Source organism: Streptomyces sp. NPDC002888 (assembly GCF_042888465.1).
In the GTDB taxonomy this organism is placed as follows: Bacteria; Actinomycetota; Actinomycetes; order Streptomycetales; family Streptomycetaceae; genus Streptomyces.
In genome coordinates, this window is the sequence record NZ_JBIAPU010000055.1 from 13,795 (window position 1) to 38,772 (window position 24,978).

18 protein-coding genes are annotated in these 24,978 nt (G+C 70.5%); 11 read left to right on the forward strand and 7 right to left on the reverse strand.

Features of this window, described 5'->3' with window-relative positions:
• The first annotated feature begins 82 nt into the window (after positions 1-82).
• The 4 genes from ACFYWX_RS47200 to ACFYWX_RS47215 all read left to right on the forward strand — a co-directional run bounded on the left by ACFYWX_RS47200 (position 83) and on the right by ACFYWX_RS47215 (position 5,057).
• On the forward strand, positions 83-877 hold the full coding sequence (locus tag ACFYWX_RS47200; RefSeq protein WP_389431723.1) for an IclR family transcriptional regulator: 795 nt from the start codon (positions 83-85) through the stop codon (positions 875-877).
• Positions 878-1,079: 202 nt separating this feature from the next.
• Entirely contained in the window at positions 1,080-2,648 is a 1,569-nt protein-coding gene (locus ACFYWX_RS47205; RefSeq protein ID WP_389431724.1) for a sugar ABC transporter ATP-binding protein, read from the forward strand.
• Positions 2,648-3,802, forward strand: coding sequence for an ABC transporter permease (locus ACFYWX_RS47210; protein ID WP_389431725.1), 1,155 nt, complete (start codon positions 2,648-2,650; stop codon positions 3,800-3,802). The genes ACFYWX_RS47205 and ACFYWX_RS47210 overlap by 1 nt, the downstream gene beginning before the upstream one ends.
• A gap of 121 nt (positions 3,803-3,923) precedes the next feature.
• Positions 3,924-5,057: a substrate-binding domain-containing protein gene (locus ACFYWX_RS47215; RefSeq protein ID WP_389431739.1), complete on the forward strand. Its 1,134-nt coding sequence runs from the start codon at positions 3,924-3,926 to the stop codon at positions 5,055-5,057.
• A 96-nt stretch (positions 5,058-5,153) separates the two neighbouring features.
• On the opposite strand, the gene ACFYWX_RS47220 is transcribed toward ACFYWX_RS47215, so the two are convergent.
• Complete coding sequence (locus tag ACFYWX_RS47220; RefSeq protein WP_389431726.1) at positions 5,154-5,801, reverse strand: CGNR zinc finger domain-containing protein; 648 nt, start codon at positions 5,799-5,801, stop codon at positions 5,154-5,156.
• A gap of 87 nt (positions 5,802-5,888) precedes the next feature.
• Between ACFYWX_RS47220 and ACFYWX_RS47225 the strand changes: the two genes are divergently transcribed.
• The 4 genes from ACFYWX_RS47225 to ACFYWX_RS47240 all read left to right on the forward strand — a co-directional run bounded on the left by ACFYWX_RS47225 (position 5,889) and on the right by ACFYWX_RS47240 (position 11,159).
• On the forward strand, positions 5,889-6,680 hold the full coding sequence (locus tag ACFYWX_RS47225) for an MBL fold metallo-hydrolase (RefSeq protein WP_389431727.1): 792 nt from the start codon (positions 5,889-5,891) through the stop codon (positions 6,678-6,680).
• A 300-nt stretch (positions 6,681-6,980) separates the two neighbouring features.
• The gene (locus ACFYWX_RS47230) at positions 6,981-9,197 is read left to right on the forward strand and encodes an MMPL family transporter (protein ID WP_389431728.1); all 2,217 of its coding nucleotides are present in this window, start codon (positions 6,981-6,983) and stop codon (positions 9,195-9,197) included.
• A 91-nt stretch (positions 9,198-9,288) separates the two neighbouring features.
• Entirely contained in the window at positions 9,289-10,479 is a 1,191-nt protein-coding gene (locus tag ACFYWX_RS47235; RefSeq protein WP_389431729.1) for a sensor histidine kinase, read from the forward strand.
• On the forward strand, positions 10,476-11,159 hold the full coding sequence (locus ACFYWX_RS47240) for a response regulator (protein WP_389431730.1): 684 nt from the start codon (positions 10,476-10,478) through the stop codon (positions 11,157-11,159). Before ACFYWX_RS47235 ends, ACFYWX_RS47240 begins: the two co-directional genes overlap by 4 nt.
• Before the next feature lie 52 nt (positions 11,160-11,211).
• Here ACFYWX_RS47240 and ACFYWX_RS47245 read toward each other — a convergent pair whose 3' ends face one another.
• Together ACFYWX_RS47245 and ACFYWX_RS47250 are read right to left on the reverse strand one after the other, a co-directional pair.
• Positions 11,212-12,216: an MBL fold metallo-hydrolase gene (locus ACFYWX_RS47245; protein ID WP_389431731.1), complete on the reverse strand. Its 1,005-nt coding sequence runs from the start codon at positions 12,214-12,216 to the stop codon at positions 11,212-11,214.
• Between the two features lie 71 nt (positions 12,217-12,287).
• Positions 12,288-13,187, reverse strand: a complete 900-nt coding sequence (locus ACFYWX_RS47250) for an NAD(P)-dependent oxidoreductase (protein WP_389431732.1) — start codon at positions 13,185-13,187, stop codon at positions 12,288-12,290.
• 245 nt (positions 13,188-13,432) lie between these two features.
• Here ACFYWX_RS47250 and ACFYWX_RS47255 point away from each other — a divergent pair, with 245 nt between their 5' ends.
• Together ACFYWX_RS47255 and ACFYWX_RS47260 are read left to right on the forward strand one after the other, a co-directional pair.
• On the forward strand, positions 13,433-16,459 hold the full coding sequence (locus ACFYWX_RS47255; protein ID WP_389431733.1) for an RICIN domain-containing protein: 3,027 nt from the start codon (positions 13,433-13,435) through the stop codon (positions 16,457-16,459).
• A 235-nt stretch (positions 16,460-16,694) separates the two neighbouring features.
• Entirely contained in the window at positions 16,695-19,907 is a 3,213-nt protein-coding gene (locus tag ACFYWX_RS47260; RefSeq protein ID WP_389431734.1) for a glycoside hydrolase N-terminal domain-containing protein, read from the forward strand.
• 72 nt (positions 19,908-19,979) lie between these two features.
• Here the strand turns inward: ACFYWX_RS47260 and ACFYWX_RS47265 are convergent, their stop codons facing one another.
• Entirely contained in the window at positions 19,980-20,807 is an 828-nt protein-coding gene (locus tag ACFYWX_RS47265; protein WP_389431735.1) for an SDR family oxidoreductase, read from the reverse strand.
• Here ACFYWX_RS47265 and ACFYWX_RS47270 point away from each other — a divergent pair.
• Positions 20,806-20,928 (forward strand): hypothetical protein, encoded by a 123-nt coding sequence (locus tag ACFYWX_RS47270; RefSeq protein ID WP_389431736.1) that lies wholly within the window; start codon positions 20,806-20,808, stop codon positions 20,926-20,928. The two genes, ACFYWX_RS47265 and ACFYWX_RS47270, sit on opposite strands and share 2 nt — an antisense overlap.
• Positions 20,929-21,331: 403 nt before the next feature.
• On the opposite strand, the gene ACFYWX_RS47275 is transcribed toward ACFYWX_RS47270, so the two are convergent.
• The 3 genes from ACFYWX_RS47275 to ACFYWX_RS47285 all read right to left on the reverse strand — a co-directional run bounded on the left by ACFYWX_RS47275 (position 21,332) and on the right by ACFYWX_RS47285 (position 24,593).
• Positions 21,332-22,279, reverse strand: a complete 948-nt coding sequence (locus tag ACFYWX_RS47275) for a LysR family transcriptional regulator (protein ID WP_389431740.1) — start codon at positions 22,277-22,279, stop codon at positions 21,332-21,334.
• A 710-nt stretch (positions 22,280-22,989) separates the two neighbouring features.
• A complete protein-coding gene (locus tag ACFYWX_RS47280; RefSeq protein ID WP_389431737.1) occupies positions 22,990-24,078 on the reverse strand; it encodes a serine hydrolase domain-containing protein in 1,089 nt (362 codons plus the stop codon).
• Positions 24,075-24,593 (reverse strand): ArsR/SmtB family transcription factor, encoded by a 519-nt coding sequence (locus ACFYWX_RS47285; protein ID WP_389431738.1) that lies wholly within the window; start codon positions 24,591-24,593, stop codon positions 24,075-24,077. The genes ACFYWX_RS47280 and ACFYWX_RS47285 overlap by 4 nt, the downstream gene beginning before the upstream one ends.
• Between the last annotated feature and the right edge of the window lie 385 nt (positions 24,594-24,978).

Consider the following 24,978-nt stretch of genomic DNA (forward strand, 5'->3'; position numbering starts at 1 on the left):
CCGACGGCATTGTCGTTCGGGGAGACACGAGGGACAATAACAACATGCTGAACGACGAACAGAATGATGGGTGGAGTTGACGGTGAGCGCAAGCGACCCGGGAAGTCTTGTCCCGGCGGTGACGCGGGCCGTGGCGATCCTCGACACGCTCGGTGAGGCGGAGGGCCGCCCGCTGTCGGTGAGCGACCTCGCCCGCGCCCTGGGTCTGCCGAAGTCCTCGACGGGGAACCTCTGCGCCTCCCTGGAGGCGGCTGGCATGATCACGCGCAACGGGACGGGCTTCAGCCTGGGGCGCAAGCTGGTGGAGCTGGGCGGCCGCTATCTGTCCACGGTGGACCAGCTGCGGGACTTCTACGAGCTGTGCCGGCGCAGCGCGCACATCTCCCGGGAGACCGCCCGGGTCGCCGTCCTGGACGGCCTGGACGTGCTGTACCTCGCCAGGTACGACGGCACCCAGCCGCTGCGCCTCACCGCCAACATCGGTGACCGGTTCCCGGCGAACTGCACGGCGACCGGGAAGGCGATCCTCTCGACCCTGGACCCCGCGGTGGCCGAGGACCGGCTGCGGGGCCGGACCCTGCCCGCGCTCAGCGAGCGGTCCCTCACCTCGGTGCCCGCGCTGCTGGCGGACCTGGCGGCGAGCCGGGAGCGGGGCTACGCCGTCGACGACGAGGAGGCGGGGGCGGGCATCGTCTGCCTCGCCGTGCCGGTCACCGGGTTCCGCACCGACTCGGCCCCCTTCGCGATCAGCGTCACCGTGCTCAAGGCGCGGCTCGACGACGCGTTCCGCGAGGCGCTGCTGAAGGACCTGCGGGCCATCGCGGCGGGGCTGGAGAACCCCATGCTCCCGCAGGGGGCGTCCACGGGCGGCGGGTGAGAGCGGGCGGGACCTCGGAGAGGAACGGGGTCCCGCCAGGGAGCGGGACGCGACGGCGGCCGTACGGAACCTTTCCGTACGGCCGCCGTAACTTTGGGGCAATCAATGTCTGCCGGAGTATTGACCAGCATGCTGGGATGAGTTCAGGATTTTGGGCGAGCCGATGGAGTGGTCCTCGGCCTGCAGATCCCCGGAGAAGTCCGTGAACGACGCTCCCGATGACACGACTCCCAGCCCTCCGCCGCCCGACGGCCTCACGGTGTCCCGCCCGCTGGTGACGATTCGCGGACTGCGCAAGCGGTTCGGCGGCACCCTCGCCCTCGCCGACGTCGACCTCGACATCCACAAAGGCAGCGTCCTTGCCCTATTGGGGCACAACGGTGCCGGGAAATCCACACTCATCAAGATCCTCGCCGGTGTCTACCGCGCCGACGAAGGCCAGGTCACCGTGGCCGGCCACGCTCTCGGCACCGACGCCGCGTCCACCGAGATGTCCTTCATCCACCAGGACCTGGGCCTCGTGGAGTGGATGACGGTGGCCGAGAACGTCGCCCTGGGCACCGGCTACCCCCGCCGCGGCGGCCTCGTCTCCTGGCGCCAGGTACGCCGACGCTGCGCCGAGGCACTGGACATCGTCGCCGGGCACCTCGACCCCGACACGGCCGTCGCCGACCTCACCCGCGCCGAACGCTCCCTCGTCGCCATAGCCCGCGCCCTGTCCACCCGGGCCCGCCTCATCGTCCTCGACGAGCCCACCGCCAGCCTGCCCGCCGCCGACTGCGCCCGGCTCTTCGACGTCCTGCACACCCTGCGCGACCGCGGCCACGCCATCCTCTACGTCAGTCACCGCCTCGACGAGGTCTACCGGGTCGCCGACCGCTTCGCCGTACTGCGCGACGGGCACCTCATCAGCGAGGGCCTCCTCGCCGACCACGGCCCCGAGCGGATCGTCCACGACATCGTCGGCCACGAGCCCGAGAGCCACCGGCCCGCCGCCCCCCGCGCCAGCGGCACCTCCGCCGCCACCGTGCTGCGCCTGACCGGCACCACCGCCGAGGGCGCCGGGCCGGTCGACCTGGACCTGCGCGCCGGAGAGGTCCTCGGCATGGTCGGCCTCACCGGAGCCGGCCACATGGACCTCGGCCGCGCCCTCGCCGGGGCCCGGCCCCTCACCGGCGGCGAGGTGCTGCTCGACGGCACGCCGTACCGCCCCCACTCGGTCGCCGCCGCCGTCGATGCCGGGATCGGCTTCGTCACCAGCAACCGCCAGGAGGAGGGCTGCGCCCTCGAACTCACCGTGCGCGAGAACTTCCTGGCCAACCCCCGCGCGGACGCCCGCTCACCGTGGCACTGGATCAGCCCGCGACGTGAACGTGCCGAGGCCGGATCCCTGGTCGAACGCTTCGGCGTGCGCCCCGCCGACCCCGAGGCACCGATCGCCACCCTGTCCGGCGGCAACCAGCAGAAGGTCATGATCGGCCGCTGGCTGCGGCTGAGCCGCCGCGTGGTGATCCTCGAGGAACCGACCGCGGGTGTCGACGTCGGCGCCAAGGCCGAGATCTACCGACTCCTCGACGACGCCCTCGCCGCAGGACTCGCCGTCCTGCTCATCTCCACCGACTTCGAGGAGGTCGCCGACGTCTGCCACCGCGCCCTGGTCTTCATGCGGGGCGGTGTGACGGCGGAACTGTCCGGCGAAGCCCTCACCGTCACCGAACTCACCCATGCCGCGTCGGCCATGCCGGCGCTGACCGGAACGGGCAACCACTGATGGCCACCGAGACCGAATCCTCCCGCCGGGCCCTGGGATCCAAGAGCCCGAGCCCCCGAACCGGCGCCACCGAAGAACCCCGGGGAGCGGGCACCGGCAAGGGGAGGCCCCGCGGCCGCGGCCGGCTGCGCGGCCATCTGATCGGCACCTACGGCCTGCTCACCCTCACCGTCCTGCTGTTCCTGGTCTTCTCCTTCGCCCTGCCGGACACCTTCCCGACCCTGGACAACGCCTCGTCGATCCTGTCCAACCAGTCGATCCCGGCGATGCTCGCGCTCGGCGCGATGATCCCCATCGTCACCGGCAAGTTCGACCTGTCCGTCGGCTACGGCCTCGGCTTCGCCCACGTGCTGGCGATGCAGCTCATCGTGAACAACGGCTGGCCCTGGCCGGCGGCCTGCCTCGTCGTCATCGTCGGCGGCGGCCTCATCGGCGTGTTCAACGGCCTGCTGGTCGAGTTCGCCCGGATCGACTCCTTCATCGCCACCCTCGGCACCGGCAGCGTGCTCTACGCGTTCACCGGCTGGATCACCGACGGCGCCCGCATCGTCCCCGGCCCGAACGGACTGCCCCCGGCCTTCACGGACCTGTACGACTCGAAGTTCCTCGGCCTGCCGGTGCCCGCCTTCTACGTCCTCGGGCTCGCCGTCATCCTGTGGCTGCTGCTGGAACGGCTGCCGCTCGGCCGCTACCTGTACGTCATCGGTTCCAACGCCCGCGCCGCCGACCTGGTCGGCATCCCCACCCGCCGCTACGGCATCTACGCCTTTGCCGGCTCCGGGATCGTCGTCGGCTTCGCCGGAGTCCTGCTCGCCGCCCAGCAGCAGATCGGCAATCCCAGCGTCGGCATGGACTATCTGCTGCCCGCCTTCGTGGGCGCCCTGCTCGGCTCCACCGCCATCAAGCCCGGCCGCGCCAACGCCGCGGGCACCGTCGTCGCCGTGGCCATCCTCGCCATCGGTCTCGCCGGCATCCAGCAACTCGGGGCCGAGTTCTGGGCCACGTCCCTGTTCAACGGCGGCACCCTCCTCCTCGCCGTCGGACTGGCCGGATACTCCGCCCGCCGCAGGCTGCGCGCGGGGGCCACCGCCACCCGCACGTCGCTGTCCGAGCCCGCCGCGTCCACCCCGGCCCCGTCCGCGGACCAGGCCTGAGACCTCCGGCCAACGGACCAGGCCTGCGAACTCCCGGTGAAGGGGCCCGCCCCTCCCTTCTCCTTCCCGCCCTCCCCGCACGTCAGCAAGGAGCACGTCCGTGTCGTACCACCACACCCGCATGGCGCCGCTGAGAGCCGTGGCCGCGCTCGCCCTGGTCACCGCCTTCGCCGCGGGCTGCACCCGAGGTTCGCAGGCCGGCGGCGCCACCACCGTCAGCAACTCGAAGGCCGGCTGCCCTGCCGTCCTCGCCCAGGCCAAGAAAGCGGTCCAGGGAGCCGAGGACGTCAACGCCCCCTGGGACGGCCCGACCACCGGCCCCAAGGCGGTTCCCGGCAAGACCATCGTCTACGTCGCCCAGAGCATGACCAACCCGGGAGTCGCCGGCGCCGCCGAAGGGGTCAAGGAGGCCGCCAAGGCCATCGGCTGGAAGATGCGGGTCATCGACGGTCAGGGCACTCCGGCCGGCATCCAGGCCGCGCTCAGCCAGGCCGTCGCCGTCAAGCCCGACGGGATCGTACTGTCCGGCTTCGACCCCAAGTCGACCGCGCAGCAGGTCGCCCAGGCCACCGCGGCCGGCATCCCGCTCATCGGCTGGCACGCCGTGGACACCCCCGGGCCCAGTACCGACCCGAAGCTCTTCAGCAACATCACCACGAAGGTCCAGGACGTCGCCAGGATCAGCGCGGACTGGATCATCGGCCAGTCCAACGGCCGGGCCGGCGTGGTGGTCTTCACCGACGCCTCCATACCCTTCGCCAAGGGCAAGTCGGACCTGATCGAGAAGGAGCTCGCCACCTGCTCCGACGTCAAGGTCCTGACGACGTCCAACATCCCCATCGCCGACGCCAGCAACCGCACGCCACAAGAGGTGTCCGCCCTGCTGTCCCGCTTCGGCACCAAGTGGACCAACTCCGTCGCCATCAACGACCTGTACTTCGCCGACGCCGCCCCGTCCCTGCGCGCGGCGGGCAAGCAGGGCAACGGAGCCCCCTTCAACATCGGTGCGGGAGACGGCGACCCGTCCGCCTTCCAGCGCATCAACAGCAAGCAGTTCCAGACGGCGACGGTTCCCGAGCCGCTGTCCGAACAGGGCTGGCAGATCGTCGACGAGTTCAACCGCGCCTTCGCCGGCAAGCCCGCCAGCGGCTACGTCGCCCCGGCCCACATCACCACGGCCGACAACAGCGGCGGCAAGTCCTCCTGGGACCCCGAGGGATACCGGGAGGCGTACCAGAAGCTCTGGGGGATGTGACCCACTCCGCCCCGCAGCCCCGCCTCACGCCGGTTGCCGCACGGCGGCACACCGCACGAAGGCCCTACCGGCGTCGGCCGGGAGGGCCTTCGTGCGTCAGCCGGAAGCCCCGGGCCTGGTGCGGCGGGCGTAGGCGCGGGCCGCGCGTGCGCGGTCTCCGCAGCGCGTCGAGCACCAGTGGCGGCGCCCGTGGCGCAGCAGGTAGCGGGTGCACGGCGGGGAGCCGCAGGCGGTGAGACGTTCGGCATCGGGTCCGGTGAGCAGGTCGGCCGCGTTGGCGGCGAGCGTCGCGAGAGCGTGGTCGACGATCTGGGTGGTGGGGTGTGGGGCCGCGCGGTAGGGGCCGGTCTTCTCGTCCCACTGCAGCAGCGAGGCGGTGGGCACCTTGGTCATCGCGTCATTGACGGCGGACAGGGCTGCTGGCAGGGCCGCGAGCGCGGTGACGCGGGAGGCGAACAGCGCCCTGATCTGCTCGCGCAGCGACCGCAGTTGTGCCGTGCACATCTCCCGGAGTCCGGCGTCCAAGGGGGCGAGACCACGTTCCGCCAGCCACCGACTCGCCGTCTCCGGCGTGCCGAGGAAGTCGATGAACTGCCCGCCGGGCAGCGCGATGGTGCTGTTGACGAAGGCGAGGGCCAGGTACTGCTCCTCGCCGGGCGCGGGCGGCACGGCAGGTTCGGCGGGTTCGGCGGTCGCGGGCGGCACGGCAGGTTCGGCCGGTTCGGCGGTCACGGGCACATCCATGTTTCTCATGGTACGGATTGCCCGCATCCATGAGAAACGGCTACGGTCCATCACGGATAAGTCGATCCCATCCGTGAGGTGTTTTTCGTGGCTCCTTCTGAGACGACCCGTGAGCAGTTCCCCGTCCGCGTCTTCGGCGGCCCGACCGCCCTCTTCGAGTACGGCGGCCTGCGCTTTCTCACCGACCCCACCTTCGACGCCCCCGGCGACTACCCGACGCCGGGCGGCCCGCTCCTGACCAAGACCGCCCCTTCCTCCGGCAGCTTCGCCGAACTCGGCCCCGTCGACGTGGTCCTGCTGTCCCATGACGAGCACGCCGACAACCTCGACCGTTCCGGCCGCGCCCTGCTCGCCGACGTGCCGCTCACCCTCACCACCCCCGGTGGCGGCAAGCGCCTCGGCGACAAGGCCAGGGGGCTGGCCGACGGGGAGTCCGTCGAGCTGGACCGCCCCGGCGGCGGCACGGTCACCGTGACCGGCGTCCCCGCCATCCACGGCCCCGGCCCGCGCGAGGACATCGAGGCGATCGCCGGGCAGGTCGTCGGTTTCGTCCTGACCGGTGACGGGCTGCCCACGGTGTACGTCAGCGGCGACAACGCCTCCCTCGACGCCGTCAGGGAGACAGCCGAGCGCTTCGGGCCGGTGGACACCGCCGTCCTCTTCGCCGGCGCGCCCCGCTTGTCCGTCCTGTTCGACGGCGCGCCCGTCGTCCTCGACAGTGCTCAGGCCGCCGAAGCCGCCCGGATACTCGGCGCGCGCCGTGTGGTTCCCGTCCACTACGACAGCTGGGCCCACTTCACCGAGGGCCGCGACGAACTCCAGGCCGCCTTCACCGCCGCGGGGCTGGGCGACCGCCTGGACTGGGGGCACCGGGGCTGACCCCACCGGTCGGACTCCGTCCGATCAACGGCCCGTCGTACTCGACCCGTTCAGCAGCGGCGGAGGTATGACGAGGCCCCTGCCCAAGGACGTGCTCCAGGACATCGCGCCGAGTCGCGCCGAGCCGGTCCCGGTGTCATCCGCACGCAGTATGCGGCGCTCATCCCTGAGGAGGACAGCAGCACGCCGGCTCGTGCAGCGCCACCAACTGACAGTGCCAGCACCAGCACGATGCCTCGGCCCGCCCTTTCCCGCCAGGCTGGTGATCTACCCGAAACCAGACCTGGAGATCCGTTTCTCGTGGCTACCTTCCTCTACCGGATGGGCCGGACCGCCTTCCAACGGCGCTGGCTCGTGCTGCTGTTGTGGGCAGTGGTCCTCGGCGCCGTCGGCCTCGGCGCCGCCAAGGCTCCCGCTGCCTCCGACGACGGCACGTCCTTCATGCCCGGCATCGAGGCGCAGAAGGCGTTCGACCTGATCGGAGAGCGTTTCCCCGGCTCGGACGCCAACGGCGCCAACGCGCGGATCGTGTTCGTCGCACCCGACGGAGAGAAGGTGACCGCGGGCGACAACCGCGCCGCCATCGACAAGCTCGTGACCGAGGCCGCCGACGAGCCCCAAGTCGCCAGTGCGGTGGGCCCGTTCACGGCAGGCGCGGTGAGCAAGGACGGTTCCACCGCGTACGCCACGGTGAACTACAAGGTCAAGGCCGCCGACCTCACCGATGCGGCCAAGGCCGCGCTGGAGAAGGCCGTCGACCAGGTCCGTGACTCCGGTCTCACGGTCGAGGTCGGAGGCACCGCACTCGCCGAGCAGCCCGCGGCGGGTGGCTCGTCCGAGGTCATCGGCATCGCCCTGGCCGCCGTCGTCCTGCTGATCACCTTCGGATCCCTCGCCGCGGCCGGACTTCCCCTGCTCACCGCCGTCGTCGGCATCGGGATCAGCATGGCCGCCATCATGGCCCTGGGCAGTACCTTCGGCCTGTCCCTGACCACCGGGACGCTGGCCACGATGCTCGGACTCGCGGTCGGCATCGACTACGCCCTCTTCGTGGTCTCCCGCTACCGCGAGGAGCGCGCAGGCGGGCACGACCCGCGCGAGGCGACCGGCCTCGCCGTCGGCACGGCCGGTTCCGCCGTGGTCTTCGCCGGCCTCACGGTCGTCATCGCGCTGGCCGGCCTGTCGGTGGTCGGCGTTCCGATGCTGACCAAGATGGGTTTGTGCGCCGCGGGTGCCGTGGTCGTCGCCGTTCTGATCGCCCTCACCCTGGTCCCCGCCCTGCTCGGCATGTGGCCGAACGCCGTGCTCTCCCGCGCCGCGCGCAAGAGCGGGCCCAAGGCCCCGACGGCTGATAACGGCGGTTCCCGGTGGGCACGCTTCGTGCTGCGCCGGCCGGTGGCCGTGCTGGTGACGTGCGTCGCCGGTCTGGGCGTCCTCGCCCTGCCCGCCGCGAGCTTGGAGATGGGCATGCCGGGGGCCGAGTCCAAGCCCGTCTCGTCGACGGAGCGACGCGCCTACGACGCGCTCGCGGACGGCTTCGGCGCGGGCTTCAACGGGCCGCTGACGATCGTCGTGGACGTCAAGGGCGCGGCCGAACCCAAGGCGGCCGTGAAGGAGATCGCGAAGGAGATCGGCGCGACCAGCGGGGTCGTGTCCGCCTCTCCGGCGCGGTTCAACCAGGCCGGTGACGCCGCACTCTTCTCGGCGGTTCCGGCCACCGGCCCGAACGACGAGGACACCAAGGGCCTCGTCCAGAACATCCGCGCGCAGCGCCCCGCCCTCGAGCGGGAGACCGGGGCGACGTTCGAGGTCACCGGCAGCACCGCGATGAACATCGACGTCGCGCAGGCCCTGCAGGACGCGCTCGTGCCCTACCTGGCCGTCATCGTCGTTCTGGCCCTGATCCTGCTGCTGGTGGTCTTCCGTTCCGTGCTCGTGCCCGTCAAGGCCGCGCTCGGGTTCCTGCTGTCGGTGCTGGCCGCTCTCGGCGCGGTCGTGGCGGTCTTCCAGTGGGGCTGGGGCGCGGAACTGCTGGGAGTGGAGCAGGCCGGTCCGATCATGAGCCTGATGCCGATCTTCCTGGTGGGCATCGTGTTCGGCCTCGCGATGGACTACGAGGTGTTCCTCGTCTCCCGTATGCGGGAGGCCTACGTCCACGGGGACCGTGCCCCTCAGGCGGTCGTCACCGGCTTCCGGCACAGTGCGCGGGTGGTCGTCGCCGCGGCGGTGATCATGATCGCGGTCTTCTCCGGATTCATCGGCGCCGATGAGTCGATGATCAAAACCATCGGCTTTGGTCTCGCCGTCGCGGTGCTGTTCGACGCCTTCGTCGTCCGCATGGCGCTCGTACCCGCGGTGCTGGCCCTCCTCGGGGACAAGGCGTGGTGGCTGCCCCACTGGCTCGACCGGCTGCTTCCCCGCGTCGACGTCGAGGGCACCGGGCTCGCCGCTCCGCCGGCGCACAGTGCCGGACCGGCGGGCAACGAGCCCGCCCCGCGGGAATCGGCCCGCGTCTGAGTCCTGTACCGCGGGTCGCGGCGCCGAGCACAAGGGCGCCGCGACCTGCGGTGTGTGAGCATGTCTGTCCTTGGACCTCTCTCGGAGTGTGATGAGCACCAGCTGGCAGCGCCGGGCAGTGACCCGTCCGAAAACCGTGGAGGCCGTGACGCTGGTCCTGCTGTTCGCGGTCACTGTCCTCGGCGTTGTCGTCACCCGGGCGGTTGTGTCCGACACCCCGCCCGTGTGGCCCGGCGTCGCGCTTGCCGCCGTCGCCTGCGCCGCCCTGCGCCTGCGCCGCGACCGCCCCCTGCACGTCCTCGCCACGACCACGCTGTGCACCATGGGTCAGGGTGCCCTAGGCTACCTCCTGACTCCCGGGCTGATGGGCCCGCTCCTGGTCGCGCAGTACTCCACGAGTCTGCACACCTCCCGCCGCACCACCTGGAACAGCGCACTGACAGCCGCCGCCGGCATGGTCGTCACCGGTTTGCTCGTCCCCTCGTTCCGCAACTCACCGGTCCTCACGACCGTGAACCCGGCGGCATGGGTTCTGCTGTCCGCGGCCCTCGGGGCCTACGTCCGGGTGCGCCGCGAGTACGCGGTGGCTCGCGCCGAACACGCCGACCGACAGCGCGAGGAAGAGGCACGGCACCGGGTGATCCAGGAACGCATGCGCATCGCACGGGAGTTGCACGACGTGGTCGCCCACCACCTGACCCTGGCCGACGCCCAGGCCGGCACCGCGGCGCACCTCTCACGAACCCACCCGGACCAGGCTTTCGAGATCATTGCCAGGCTGCCGGAGACCACCGCTGCCGCGCTGCGCGAACTCAAGGCCACCGTAGGGCTGTTGCGCCAGGACAACGACACAGCCGACCTGGCCCCCGCACCAGGACTGCAGCAACTGCCCGACCTGGTCGACGCCTGCTCGACGGTCGGCCTGGTGGTGAGCGTCACCGTCGAGGGACAGCCGCTCCGACTCACCCCCGTACTCGACCTGACGGCCTACCGGATCATCCAGGAAGCCCTGACCAACGTCGCCAAGCACGCCGCCACCCGCACCGCACAGGTCCGGCTCGCGTACACCCCCCACTACCTGACCCTGACCATCACCAACGACACCGCCTCCGACCGCCCCGCGACCACACCCGCCACCGGAGGCGGCTTCGGCCTCCTCGGCATGCGCGAGCGCGCCGCAGCCGCAGGCGGCACCTTCCACGCCGGCCACCGGCCGCAGGGCGGCTTCGAGGTCGCCTGCGCCCTTCCGCTCAACAGCAACGACGAGAGTCCCGCCACATGACCATCCGCGTCCTGCTCGCCGACGACCAGGCCCTCCTGCGGGCCACCTTCCGCATCCTCATCGACTCGGTCGCGGACCTGACCGTCGTCGCGGAGGCCGCCGACGGACAAGAGGCCGTCGACCTCACCGCGACGCACCAACCCGACGTGGTCATCATGGACATCCGCATGCCGAACGTCGACGGAGTGGCAGCCACCGCGGCCATCTGCTCCCGACCGGAACTGGCGGACACGCACATCCTGATCCTCACCACCTTCGAGAACGACGAGAACGTCGCCAAGGCCCTGCGCGCCGGCGCGAGCGGCTTCCTGGGCAAGGGCGTCAGCCCCGAGGTCCTGCTGTCGAGCATCCGAACCGTCGCGGACGGCGACTCCCTGCTCTCGCCCACCGCCACCCGGGCCCTCATCACCCGCTTCCTGGCCACCCCCGACACCGACGGCTTCCTCGCCCTCCCCGACGCCGTCAAAGCCCTGACCGACCGCGAACGCGAGGTCACGGCCCTGGCCGCGCACGGCAAGTCCAACGCGGAGATCGCCGACCGACTCGTCCTCAGCCCGCTGACCGTACGCAGCCACATCCAACGCGCCATGACCAAACTGGGCGCCCGCGACCGCGCCCAACTCGTCGTCGTCGCCTACCAGAGCGGCCTGGTGAAACCGCAGCCACACCCCAAGAGCTGATCCGACGTCTCCCTGGACCGACGCAGAGTCGAAAACGTGGTGCCGATGGGCTTCACGTCGGTTCCGCGGCTTCCCCTCCTGACGGCGTTGCCGCAGGCCATGCGCGGGGAAACGGCACGCGCAAGGCCGCGGCCGCGACCGGCGTGTGCTCGGCGGTCGCGTGCAGCCGCCCGTCGCGCAGGACGATGGCGCCGCTGCGAAGCATCGTGTCGACCAGTTCGGCGGCGAGTGCCTCGGACGTCCTGCCCAGCAGCCGCGCCGCGTCCGTCAGCCAGGCCCGGTCGTGCAGGTAGGGCTCGACCTCGGTGGTGGGAACTCCGCCACGGATCATCAGGGCGAAGGCGAGGATCCGGCGTGCGCCGTACCAGACCGCGCCGGCCGGGTCGTCGACGAGGCGCTGGGCGCGGCGCGTCGCGGCGGCGAACGCGGCACTCGGGTCGGCGGGAATCGGCCCGTGGGCGGGCAGCAGCGAGCGGGCCGGGAGGTCGGCCAGCCGGTGCAGGGAGGCGAGCGCGGTGGCGGCGGCGTCGGGGCCGTCGAGCGCGAGGTTGACCCAGCCGACGTCGTAGTCGGACAGGGCGTCTCCGGCCACCAGCAGCCGCTCCTCGGGCTGCCACAACGACAGGTGACCGGGGGTGTGCCCTGGCGTGCGTACGACCATCCAGTCGGCGTCGCCGAGCCGGAGGACCTGCCCGTCGTCGAGCGGTTCGTCGACGGTGTAGGGGCTGACCGGTTGGTCGAGGTACTCCGCCAGGCAGCACCCCGGATCTCGCCGGGTGACGGCCTGGGCGTCCGGTGAGCTTGCCGCGATGCCGGCGCCCATGGCCCGCAGCAGCGCGTTGCCCCCGACATGGTCGGAGTGCCAGTGGGTGTTCACGACGAGCGCGACGTGCCCGGTGTGCGCGCGTGCCCAGGCGGCGGTCTCCTGTGCGTGGCCGACGAACCCGCTGTCCACCAGGGCCGGTCGGCGCCCGTGCAGCAGGAGCAGATTGGCGTCGGGAAAGGGCCTGCGCCGCCAGGTCACCCAGGCGGGGAACTGCTCGGCGCCGTCATCCATGAACAACCTCCTTGTCAGCAAGGGCAGTTTCCTGGCTCACCAGTCCGCGGGGCGGCCCTTGAGCTGGCGCGTCAGTGATCCGGCGGGATCGTGGCGGGAGCGCCGTCGGTCCGGGCCTCCAGAGCACGCAGTACGGCCACCATGTCCTCGCCGCCGTGGCCCTGTTCGACGGTCTCGCCGTAGAGGGTGTGGCAGACGTCGAGGAGCGGGGAGGCCAGGTCGGCCTTGCGGGCGGCCTCGGCGATCAGGCGGTTGTTCTTGAGGACGTCCGCGGCGGCCGCCTGGACGGTGAAGTCGCGGGTCTGCAGCTTGGGTCCCTTCACGCGGGAGACGGCGCTGGCCATCGGTCCCGCGTCCAGGACGTCCCGGAGCAGACGCTGGTCGAGCCCGTGCCGGTCGGCGAAGTGGAACGCCTCGGTCAGGCCGGTGACCAGGGTGATCAGGAACAGGTTCACCGAGAACTTCATCAGCAGCGCGCCCGGGACCGCGCCGCAGCCGAACGTCTCCCGGCACATGGGGGCGAGCAGCGGGCGTACGGCCGCCACAGCATCGTCGTCACCCGCCAGCATCCCCACCAGTTCGCCCTGCTCGGCCGGGACGCGGGAACCGGAGACCGGGGCCTCGACGTATCGCCCGCCCGCCGCCCGGACGTCGTCCTGCAGACTGCCCGAGTACTCGGCTGACGTCGTGCCCATGTGGACGACGGTGTGTCCGGCGACGCGCGCGGCGAAGTCCCGGGTGCCACGCCCCAGGACGGCGTCGATCGCGGCCTCGTCGGCCAGCATGAGGATCACGGTCTCTGCCCGGTCGAAGACCTCGGCGGGGCTCGCCGCGGCTTCGGCTCCGGCGGCGCGCAGGGGTTCGCACCGGCCGGGGGTGCGGTTCCACACGACGAGAGGCGTCCCGGCGCGGGCGAGGTTGAGGGCCATGGGCTGCCCCATGACGCCGAGGCCGACGAAACCGACGTACACGATGCTCTGCCTTTCCTGGCTCAGGCCGAGGCGGAGCCGCTGCCCCCGCCTATGACAGCGGTCATACTAGTCGCCGTTATGACCGTGGTCATAGGGCGCGCCCAGGGCGCTCATGTGCACGAACAGGGCTCGGTGTGGTCCGTTCTCTTGACTTTGATTTGAGCGTGTCATTACCGTCTCGCAGAATTTCGAACGCCGTTCGATATAACGAACGCTTCGAATGAGAGTGCGACGGAGGCCGCCCTATGCACGACCGACCCGCTGGACGTGGCAGACGCCTGACTGCCGCCCTGTCCGGATCGATTCTGTCGATGGCCCTGCTGGCCGGAGGGCCAGGGGCGGGTACCGCCCACGCGGCCGACGACCCCAACGCGGTCGCACTCGACCAGGACGCGATCCTCGCTGCCAACCAGCTCGACGAGCCGCAGTGGTACAAGGACAACATCCCGTTCCTGGACACCCCTGACGACGACATCGACGAGGTCTACTACTACCGGTGGAGCACCTACAAGCGCGCGCTCCGCTACACCGTGCCGGGCACCGGGTACGTGTCGACCGAGTACGACGTACCCATCGGCTACGCCGGGAACCCGTACACCGCGCTGCCGGACGCCACCGGCTATCACCTCCTGGACGGGCGCTGGCTGCACAACCGCGACTACGCCGGTGACTACCTGGACTTCTGGCTGCGCGGGGCGGGCAACTCCGGCGCGCGGAACTTCAGCGAGTGGATCACGAGCGCCGCGTACCAGCGCTTCCTGGTAACCGGCGACGCGGCCGAGATCAAGGCCGATCTCCCGCATCTCATCGCGCTGTACAAGAAGTGGGACTCGAACTTCACCAACGACATCACGGTGAACGGCACAGCCTCGACCACCGACCTGTACCACCAGACTCCGCTGTCCGACGCCACGGAATACACCGAGACGTCGATGCACAGCAGCAACTGGTTCAGCGGCGGCCCGGGCTACCGGCCCACGATCAACGCGTACATGTTCAGCGCCGCCCAGGCGATCAGCAAGATCGCCACGATGACCGGGGACACCGCCACCGCGACCGAGTACGACAACAAGGCCGCCTCGCTCAAGGCCGGGGTGCAGACCTCACTGTGGGACCCGCAGCGCGAGTTCTTCATGCAGGTCTACAACACCCACAGCACCAACGGCGCCTTGAAGCAGACCAGGACGACCTGGCGCGAGGCGATGGGCTACGCCCCCTGGGCGTTCAACCTGCCCGACGCGCAGTACTCGTCGGCGTGGAAGTACCTCAAGGACCCGAAGCGCTTCGGCGCGGCGTTCGGGCCCACGACGCTTGAGCGGGTGCACGACTTCGAGGCCGAGCAGGCTGCCGTCACCCATGCGAACATCCACGACTCGTCGACGGCCTCCAACGGCAAGTACGTCGGGCAGATCGACTTCGCGGACAGCGAGGTCACCTTCACCGTGGACGCGCCCGGCAACGGTACGTACCCGGTGACGGTCCACTACGCCAACGGCACCTCCAGCACCTCGAACCACAAGGTGGTCGTGAACGGCGACACCGCCAACCCGGTCACCGTCAACTACGCCCCCACCGGCAGTTGGGGGAGCTTCTCCGAATCGAAGTCCGTCACCGTGCAGGTCCCGATGAAGACGGGCGCCAACACCCTGAAGTTCACCAAGGGAACGGGCTTCGCCGAACTCGACCGGATCACGGCGAACCCCTACTTCAACTACCAGGCGATCCCCGCCGAGCAGAAGCGCGACGACGCCAACTGCTGCCACTGGAACGGCCCGAGCTGGCCGTTCCAGACGAGCCAGATCCTGACCGGCATGGCGAACCTGCTCCAGGACTATCCGGCGCAGAACTTCGTCACCAAGGCCGACTATCAGACCATGCTGTCCCAGTTCGCCGACCTCCAGCACAAGGACGGCAAGCCCTACATCGCCGAGGCCGCCAACGGCGACACCGGCGAGTGGATCTACGACGGGTTCAACTTCAGCGAGCACTACAACCACTCCAGCTTCAACGACCTGGTGCTCTCCGGTCTGCTGGGCATCAAGCCCCAGGCGGGCAACACGCTGGTGCTGAAGCCGCTGATCCCGTCCGGCTGGGACTACTTCGCGGTGGAGAACGTCCCCTACCACGGGCACAACCTCTCGATCCGCTGGGACCGGGACGGCTCGCACTACGGCAAGGGCAGCGGCCTGCAGATCTTCGAGGACGGCGTACGCATCCACCAGTCCTCGACGGCCGGCAACACCACGGTGAACGTGTCGGCCCCCGTCACCCCGGCACAGTCCCCGCGGATGACGAACGTGGCGGCCAACCCGCTGACCGCCGAGCAGGACTGGCTCGGCCGCACCGTCACCCAGCCCTACCCGAAGGCTTTCGCCTCCTACACGAACACCGTCTCCAACGGTCCGCACTGTCACAGCGGCCAGAGCTGCAAGCCCACCACCTTCGACGCCCCGCTGCGAGCCACCGACGGCTGGATCCGCTACGACAAGATCCCCGACGACCGGTGGACCAACTCCGGCTCACCGAACACCACCGACCACCTCGGCGTCGACTTCGGGGCGCCACGCAAGATCAACGAGGTCAAGTTCTACACCTACGACGACGGCGCGAACATTCGCGTCCCGGCGAGCTACACCGTCCAGTACCTCAAGGACGGTGCGTGGGTGTCCGTCCCCGGCCAGGTCAAGAGCCCGGCCACGCCGAGAGCCAACAACGCGAACGAGGTGACCTTCCCGACCGTCACGACCTCCCAGTTCCGCGTCGTCCTCACCCCGCAGGCGGGCAAGTTCGTCGGCGTCACCGAGCTGGAGTCCTGGTACCCCGAGACACCCGCGGTGCGGATCGTCAACAAGAACAGCGGCCTCGAGCTGGGCATCGCCGGCTCCTCGATCGCCCCCGGAGGCGCTGTCCAGCAGCAGGCCGCCAACACCACCGCCAACCACCGATGGAAGATCGTCCCCGCCGAGAACGGCTACTACAAGATCTTCAACACCAACAGCGGCCAGGTTCTCGGCATCAAGGACGCCTCCACGACGGCCGGCGCCACCGCACTGCAGTGGGGCGACACCCTCACCGCCGACCACCTCTGGTCCCTGGTGGACGCCGGAGGCGGCTACAGCAAGATCATCAACAAGAACAGCGGTCTGGTCCTCGGCATCGACGGGATGTCCACATCATCCGGCGCCGCGGCCCTGCAGTGGGAGGACAACGGCACCGCCGACCATCTGTGGCGCATCGCCACCGATGACGGCGCCACACCGTTCAACTCGTAACTGACGGACCACCACCTCCGGCCGGGCCTCGGGAATCCCGTGGCCCGGCCGGGCCGTTCCGGGCCCTTTGGGGCGGTGTCGTCGGCGCGGCCGGTGGCCAGGAGTGGAAGCGTGTCGACGTGCCTCTAGACATCCGATCTATCCTCCGGCAAGGATGGCCAAGCCCTCGATGGACGTCGATGTGGCTGGTACTCCCTCCGTGAAAGAGCCGATGAATGGGTCGGGAGATCTCTCTGTGAGCAATGAATCCCCACCGCAGCGACGAAGCGTCCTCAAGTTCGGTGGTGCCCTCGCCCTCGCACCTCTGATCACTGAGCTGACCGGCAAAACCCCCGCGGGAGAGGCCGTCGCCGCGGAGGCCGAGGCGTCGGCGGCCGTCCGGTGGCCGACCATGTCGCGCAAGGCGCTGAGGTATCGCGTCCCCGCCATGGACTGGCAGTCGCAGGCCCTGCCGATCGGCAACGGCCGACTCGGCGCCATGCTCTTCGCCGATCCCTACGACGAGCGCGTCCAGTTCAACGAGCAGAGTCTGTGGGGCGGTGTCAACAACTACGACAACGCCCTCGCGGGCCAGCCGGACAGCGCTTTCGACACCGGCATGACCGGCTTCGGCTCGTACCGGAACTTCGGTGACCTCGTCGTCACCTTTGGGCCCCGTTCGAACCGTTCGAAGGTCACGGCCCCTGGGGGGCCGTACCGCACCTCCTCGTCGGAGGGTGTCGACCAGACGTACGACGGTGACTCGAGCACCAAGTGGTGCATCGAGGGGCCCGGTTCGAAGGTGCAGTGGCAGGTCGAGCTCGCCGACCCCGTCGCGGTCACGTCCTACCGTCTGACGAGTGCCAACGACGTGCCGCAGCGCGACCCGCAGGAGTGGACGTTCTCCGGTTCCGCCGACGGCGCCACCTGGACCACCCTGGACAGCCGCACTCTGGCGACGCCCTTCGAGAGCCGTTTCCAGACGAAGGAATTCACCTGTGCCGGCGCCGCGGCCTACCGCTTCTACCGGTTCGACTTCGTCCCCAAGGCAGGGGTCAGCCACTTCCAGCTGAGCGAGATCGGTCTGTCCGGCGTCGAGCTCGGCGCGGCCGCTTCGATGTACCTGACGTCGCCGAGCGGGCACTCCGAGGGATCCGGTGCCGCCGCCGGGTCCCAGGCCACGGACATCTCGAGTTCGGTGGACCGCGATCCGGCCACGGTCTGGCGGGTCGACACCGCCGCACCGGCGGTCGTCTGGCAGGCCGACCTGTCCCGCGCCGTCGTCGTCACCTCGTACGCGCTGACGGCGGCCCCGGACCGTCCGCACGACGACCCCCGGCAATGGGCACTCGAGGCGTCGCAGGACGGGAGCGCCTGGGTGACCCTCGACAGACAGAGCCCCGGGGCGCCCTTCGCCGGCCGTGGCGAGACCCGGACCTTCCGGATCACCAACAGCACGGCCTACTCCGTCTACCGGCTCACCCTGGCCCCCGACGCGTCCTCCACCGGCTTCCAGATCGCGGAGATCGCGCTTCAAGGCAAGGACTTCGACACACGCACGCAGCGCACGGTCGTCGATTATGAGCGCACCCTCGACTTCATCAAGGGTGTCCACGTCACCCGCTTCGGCGCGCCGGGACGACGTGTCCTGCGGGAGGCCTTCGCCAGCCGGTCCGCGGACGTCATGGTCTTCCGGTACACCTCGGACAGCGCCCAGGGACTCTCCGGAGCGATCTCGCTGACGTCCGCACAGGACCAGGCTCCGACGACCGTCGACGCCGGCGCCCGGCGGATCGCCTTCAGCGGTGTCATGGGCAACGGCCTCAAGCACGCGTGCACCGTCCAGGCGGTGCACACCGACGGCGACTTCCGCGCCGACGGACCGGTGCTCCGGTTCAGCGGCTGCACGACCCTGACCCTGCTCCTGGACGCCCGCACCGACTACAAGCTCGACGCCGCCGCCGGGTGGCGTGGAGCCGACCCGGAAGCGGCCGTCGTCAGGGCGCTCGACAAGGCGGCCGCCCGGCCCTACGACAAGCTGCGCGACAAGCACATCGCCGAGACGAGCGCCCTCATGAACCGCGTCTCGGTCGCCTGGGGCACCTCCGACGCCCCCGTGGTCGCGCTGCCGGCCAACGCCCGGCTGGCGCGTTACGCGGCGGGTGGGCAGGACCCGACACTCGAGCAGTCGATGTTCGACTACGGCCGGTACCTGCTGATCAGCTCCTCTCGCCCGAACGGCCTCCCCGCCAACCTCCAGGGCCTCTGGAACGACAGCAACCAGCCGGCGTGGGCCTCCGACTACCACACCAACATCAATGTCCAGATGAACTACTGGGGAGCCGAGACGGCGAACCTGTCGGAATGTCATGAGGCACTCGTCGCCTTCGTCGAGCAGGTGGCGGTGCCCAGCCGCGTGGCGACCCGCAACGCCTTCGGCAAGGACACGCGCGGCTGGACCGCCCGCACCAGCCAGAGCATCTTCGGCGGCAACGCGTGGGAGTGGAACACCGTCGCGAGCGCCTGGTACGCGCAACACCTGTACGAGCACTGGGCGTTCACCCAGGACCTGGTCCACCTCCGCACCGTCGCCTACCCGATGATCAAGGAGATCTGCGAGTTCTGGGAGGACCATCTCAAGGAGCGCGAGGACGGACTCCTCGTCGCACCGAACGGCTGGTCCCCCGAGCACGGGCCGCGCGAGGACGGCGTCATGTACGACCAGCAGATCATCTGGGACCTGTTCCAGAACTACCTCGACTGCGAGGAGGTGCTCAAGGCGGATCCCGCCTACCGGGCCAAGGTCGCGGACCTGCAGGCGCGCCTCGCGCCGAACAAGATCGGCCGGTGGGGTCAACTGCAGGAGTGGCAGGAGGACATCGACAGCCCCACCGACATCCACCGCCACACCTCGCACCTCTTCGCGGTCTACCCGGGCCGCCAGATCACCCCGAGGACGCCCGACTTCGCCGCCGCCGCCCTCGTCTCGCTCAAGGCACGGTGCGGCGAGAAGGAAGGCGTCCCGTTCACAGCCGCGACAGTGTCGGGCGACAGCCGCCGCTCGTGGACCTGGCCCTGGCGGGCGGCCCTGTTCGCCCGCCTCGGTGACGGGCATCGCGCCCAGATCATGCTGCGCGGACTGCTGACCTACAACACCCTGCCCAACCTGTTCTGCAACCACCCGCCCTTCCAGATGGACGGCAACTTCGGCATCACGGGCGCCGTGGCGGAGATGCTCCTGCAGAGCCATGACGGAGTCATCCACCTGCTGCCCGCCCTGCCGGACGCATGGAAGGCCAAGGGTTCCTTCACCGGGCTGCGCGCCCGAGGCGGCTACGAGGTCAGCTGCAAGTGGCGGGAGGGGAAGGTCACGTCCTACCAAGTCGTGGCCGACCGGGCGCGGAAGCGGAGCAACGTCACTGTGCGCGTGAACGGCGTCGACAGGAAGGTGAAGCCGATCAAGCCCTGACGGCGGCACCGGCTAGCCGCCGCAACAGCCAGGCCGACGGGCGGTTCTGGGGGCAACGCTGGAAAAGCATGCTCAAGCACCCAGGGCGAGGAACTCGCGGGCACCGCGCAGCTTGGTGTGCAGCTTGTGCTGGGTGGCGCGGCTGTCGAGGCGGACGTCGAGGGCCCCGGGGAGCGCGCTGTCGGCCCGCAGACTCGTGGGAAGTCGGGAGGCGTCGAGCCCGTCACGTTCGGCGATGAGGATGCCGAGTTCGTGACGGCTCACGGCGTCGGCTCCTGCCAGATGGTGAACGCCGCTTGCATCGCAGGCCGCGAGTTCCAGCAGGGCGGCGGCCAGGTCGGCGACATGGACGGGGCAGCGGATGTCGTCGGTGAACAGGACGCCGTTTCGGGTACCCGCCGCGAGGTCGTGCACCATGCGTACGTGCACAGACTGCCGGTCGCCGATGATCAGCGAGGTGCGAGCGATGACGGCATCCGGGTGGACGAGGCGCACCCCTGTCTCCGCTGCGGCCTTCGCCGCGCCATAAGGGGTGACTGGGTCGGGAAGGCAGGATTCGTCGTAATGGACGCGGGCGCCGGAGAACACCGCGTCGCTGGAAACATGGACCAGGCGGCAGCCGTACCTCGCCGTAGCCATCGCCAGGCGGACCGGGCCTTCGGCCGTGACCGCCCAGTCGGATTCGCCGCTCGTCACGTTGACGACGAGGCGCGGCCCCACTTCCGCCACGACCGCTTCGACACGCTCGGGGTCCCCCAGGTCGAGGGCGTGCCACGTGACCTCCGGAGTGCTGCCGGGCCTGGTCGCGAAGGTCGCGGCCGTTGCATGCCCGGCCGCTGCCGCCTGGCGGACCAGCTCAGTGCCCAGGAACCCGCTACCGCCGATGATCAGGATCGTCATGACCCGACACGGTAGTCACGCCAACGCGGGCAAGCACAAGGAGCTGCTCAGGTTCGAGACCGACAGCGCGGTCCGGTTCTTCGCCCGGCACCTCGGCCGAGCGGTCACCTCGTCGGCCTGACGTGTGACCGGTATCGGCGCCCGGCCTGCCCGTCGGGCGCGCCGGCGGTCCTCCCAGCTGCCGGTCGACGGGCTGCTGGGTGCCGTCGAGATGGCAGACCTCGCATCCGGACAGCTTGCCTTCATCAACGCGGCCCGCCACTCCCCGCGCAGCCATTGCTGGATTTGGCTACGGCGGCCGACGAAGCCCCCCACCATGATGCCGAGGATGGTTGCGACGGCACCGACGCTCGTGGACACCAGGGCACCCCAGGGGGCGGCCCAATCGGGTTCCTCCCCCAGCGCGTTGGCTGTGATCCGGGGTCGGCGTGCGGAACGACCGGTCCATTCTTGATCACGAGGTCTGCCCCGCGGGGCCGGATCTTTCCGTCCGGGACTTGGGGTGGCCCCGGTGCCCGGCTCGGCTACCAGTCGCGGGCGGTGCGTTGGAGGGTGTCGCGCACCCGGATCACGTCGGGGTTGGCCTCGGAGCCGGGACGCTGGAGGAGGAACAGGGTGTTGAGCGGCGGTTCCTCCGGGTCGTGGAGGAGGGCGAGGCGGCCGGAGTCGAGGTACTCCTGGCACAACGAGCGGGGCAGCACGCTGACTCCGGCGCCGGCGTTGACCGCCGACAGGACCGCGTAGAGGTTGGGCACGGTGACGGCGGCGAGGGCGGTGAGCTGCTTGCCGAAGATCGTGCGCCAGTAGCGGCGGACGATCGGCAGGTCCTCGGCATAGGTGACCATCGGCACGTCGCGCAGCGCGGTGCACAGATCGTCGGCTCCGGGATGCCCGGCGAGGCGCTCGGCCCAGACCGGGTTCGCGACCAGGAGGTACTCCTCGTCGGCGAGCGGCACCGACTCCAGGGCGCGGCCGCGTGGTCGGCGGGTGGCGATGACCAGGTCGTGCCGGCCGGCGCGCATCTCCTCCAGGAGCGGCTCGGGCAGGCCCTGGGTGACGCGCAGTTGGACGCCGTCGGCGACGAGCGGGACGAGGGCGGGCAGGACCCGGACGCACAGCAGCTCCGACGGTCCGGCCAGGTGCACGGGCGCGGCCGCCGCGCCGGTGTCCTCCAGGGTGGCCAGGGCGTCGAGGGGGCCGGCGATCTGTCCGGCGAGTTCCTGGGCGTGCGGTGTGGGCTCCACGCCTCGGGGCAGGCGGGTGAACAGCTCCCGTCCGGTCTGCTGCTCCAGGGTGCGGATCTGCGCGGTCACGGTCGGCTGGGACAGCCCGAGCCGGGGCGCCGCGGCCGTGAACGACCCGGCGCGGTACACGGCCAGGAACGTGCGCAACAGGTTCAGATCCGCGTGCGGCGGGAGCTGATTGCCACCGGCCGCCGGGGGGCCCACCGTCGCGCGCGTCTGGTTCTTCATGGCCTCCAGCCTAGCGACCCTTGCCATCGGTACTCCGATAGCGGGGATCGGCTTCTCTATTGGCGATCGGATGGCGATCCGGCCTAACGTCGTGGACGTCACCGAGCGGCGGCAGCCCACCCGAGGGGCGCCCCCTCCGCCCCCCGTGAGGGCGATGCACTTGACCTTGGAGCAGTCGGTGGTGTCGTCGCCGTCCGCGGTGTGCGTCGGGACGGGCAGGGTGGGGGTGTTGGTGGCGCCGAGGTCCAGCCCGGCGCTGGGGCTGACGGACTGCAGCTGGACGCGCCTGCCGAAGTCGGACAGCCAGGGGGTGACGGTGTCCTTGGGAAGGGTCACGCTGTAGCGGCCGCCCGCGGGGACGCCGACGCTGCGGCGGTCGAAGTCCACCTTGAGGCCGTCGTCGGAGGTGAAGGACATGTCGTCCAGGTAGGCCGCCCGGTCTGCCGTGTCGTCGAGAACCGTGGGATCGGCGCCCTCCTTCGCCTTCGTCTCGGCCGTCCAGAAGCAGCTCAAGGGGCGTGGTCGGCGATCACTGGCTTTAAGCGCTTTAAGAGGCCGGTCCCATCGCAATGCCCTCGGAGCAGATGTGACGCAGATCGTCCAGCGGCCCAGAGCGGCTCCTGAGCGATTCCCCGCCCGCCGAGACTCGCCCTTGGCCGGTGACGCCTGCGTCACCCGCGCGACACGCGTCACCGGCCTCGCGGAGAAGCTCAGGCCTCGTCGAGTTCGGCGAGCAGGGCGAAGGTCAGCGCGTCGACCGGGCGGGGCTCACTGTCGGTCTCCTCGCTGAAGGTGTTCACCATCATCACCACCGCCGTCATGCTGTGCCTGCTGAACGCCGCACAGGTGCTGAATCCGCCGGTGCCGCCGTTGTGCCAGGTCATGGTCCGGCCGTCGGACAGCGTGCTGAGGTGCCAGCCGAGCCCGAGCCGCAGGTCCTGGTCGACGGTGAAGTGAGGACGCTGAGTGAGTTTGATCGCGTCCCGCAACGGTGAGCGCTCCGGGCGCAGTTGTGCGCCGAGATAGCGGAGCATGTCGTCGGCGGTGCTGTAGAGGGAGGTACCCGCGCCGCTGAGAACGTGATCGTGCCAGTCGGGAACGGGATCCCCGGCGAGATGACCGACGGCCTTGCGGGAGGCCATGTCCGGCCTCAGGGTCGTCGTCGTGTCGGGCAGGCGCAGTGGTGCTGTCACTCTGCGCTCCAGCATCGCATCCACGCCGTCGAAGGCCAGCGCCTGTCCGAGCAGTCCGAACCCGAGGTTCGAGTACTGGTAGGTGCTGCCCGGCTCGGTGCTCAGCGTCGTCTCGGCCAGGCCGACGGCCAGGTCGTCCAGCGTGTAGTGCGCGTACGGGTCGTAGGGATCCGCTTCCGCCAGGAGGTTCGGAGGCAGCGAGGGCAGACCGGAGGTGTGGGTCGCCAGGTCGGCCAGGGTGATCCGCCGAGGGCCCTTGCGCGGGATGCGGAACTCGGGGGGTAGAACGAGCGGCGCGTCGAGGCGGACCGTGCCTGAACACACGGCGCGCGCGAGAGCGGTGGCGGTCAGGGTCTTGCCGATCGAGCCGAGCTGGAACACCGTCCTGCCGTCCGGTGCGGGGCCGTCCTGGGACGCGCCCGCCGCGTATCCGTGTGCGTCGCGGATGACTCCGCACACCACGCTCGGGCTGCCGGCGGCCAGTGCGCGGTCCAGGTAACGCCGCACCCGCGCGGCCAGGTCCCCCTCGGCCGCTGTGGCGTTTGCGGGTAACAGCGACACGCCGGCCCCGGCTGTCACCGAGCCCAGGAACTTCCGTCGATTCATGAACCAGTCCTTGTCTTCGAGTTCGATGCCGGCACCACCGCGGACAACAGCACGAGCAGCGGTACCACTCGGCCCGCGGGCACCTGGTAGTGCCCACGCCCCTCGGCCTGGAGCCAGCCGGCGGCGGTGAGCTGTTTGAGGTGGTGGTAGAGCTGCCCGGTGGTGTTCAGTCCGGCCGTCTCCTGCAACTCGGCCGCGGACCGGGTCCCTCGCAGCACCGCGCGCAGCAGGGTGAGCCGCACCGGGTGCCCCAGGGCGGCGTACGGCGTGGCGTGATCTGCCCAGTTCGCTTCGAGCAGTTCCTCCGTCACCGCGCCTTGCTGCCATTCGTAGTGTTCGCCTGTGGGGAGGTCCAGTGCGCCGGTGAACAGCACCTGTCCATCCCCGGTGAGCCGCTCGCGCAGCCCCTCAAGTGCCCAGAACACATCGCTTCGGGGCACCTTCGGTCCCAACTCCAGCCGCGCCACTCGTTCTTCGAGCGCGGCGACTCGCTCCAGCAGGAAGTCATCAGGCACGAACCCGAAGTTACGCTATTACGGAATAACAGATCAAGGTCGATTCTGATCTGGTACGGCGATTGGGTCTTACGACCGCTGCCCCAGCGCCCGGACCGCCAGCCAGGCGCACAGCGCGGCCAGTGGCAGCTCGGCACAGAGCGCCATCGCTGCCGCCGTGGCGAGGTCGGTCCCTGCGGCCGCGGTCGTGGTGTCGAACCAGGCGGGGGGGGGGGGGGGGGGGGGGGGGGGGGGGGGGGGGGGGGGGGGGGGGGGGGGGGGGGGGGGGGGGGGGGGGGGGGGGGGGGGGGGGTGGGGGGGGGGGGGGGGGGGGGGGGGGGGGGGGGGGGGGGGGGGGGGGGGGGGGGGGGGGGGGGGGGGGGGGGGGGGGGGGGGGGGGGGGGGG

Bases quoted from the DNA above. Each gene is read 5' to 3' on its own strand.
- ACFYWX_RS47210 (WP_389431725.1), top strand. From the start codon at position 2,648: ATGGCCACCGAGACCGAATCCTCCCGCCGGGCCCTGGGATCCAAGAGC.
- ACFYWX_RS47215 (WP_389431739.1), top strand. From the start codon at position 3,924: ATGGCGCCGCTGAGAGCCGTGGCCGCGCTCGCCCTGGTCACCGCCTTC.
- ACFYWX_RS47220 (WP_389431726.1), bottom strand. From the start codon at position 5,801: ATGGATGTGCCCGTGACCGCCGAACCGGCCGAACCTGCCGTGCCGCCC.
- ACFYWX_RS47235 (WP_389431729.1), top strand. From the start codon at position 9,289: ATGAGCACCAGCTGGCAGCGCCGGGCAGTGACCCGTCCGAAAACCGTG.
- ACFYWX_RS47240 (WP_389431730.1), top strand. From the start codon at position 10,476: ATGACCATCCGCGTCCTGCTCGCCGACGACCAGGCCCTCCTGCGGGCC.
- ACFYWX_RS47245 (WP_389431731.1), bottom strand. From the start codon at position 12,216: ATGGATGACGGCGCCGAGCAGTTCCCCGCCTGGGTGACCTGGCGGCGC.
- ACFYWX_RS47255 (WP_389431733.1), top strand. From the start codon at position 13,433: ATGCACGACCGACCCGCTGGACGTGGCAGACGCCTGACTGCCGCCCTG.
- ACFYWX_RS47270 (WP_389431736.1), top strand. From the start codon at position 20,806: ATGACCCGACACGGTAGTCACGCCAACGCGGGCAAGCACAAGGAGCTG.
- ACFYWX_RS47265 (WP_389431735.1), bottom strand. From the start codon at position 20,807: ATGACGATCCTGATCATCGGCGGTAGCGGGTTCCTGGGCACTGAGCTG.
- ACFYWX_RS47275 (WP_389431740.1), bottom strand. From the start codon at position 22,279: ATGAAGAACCAGACGCGCGCGACGGTGGGCCCCCCGGCGGCCGGTGGC.
- ACFYWX_RS47280 (WP_389431737.1), bottom strand. From the start codon at position 24,078: ATGAATCGACGGAAGTTCCTGGGCTCGGTGACAGCCGGGGCCGGCGTG.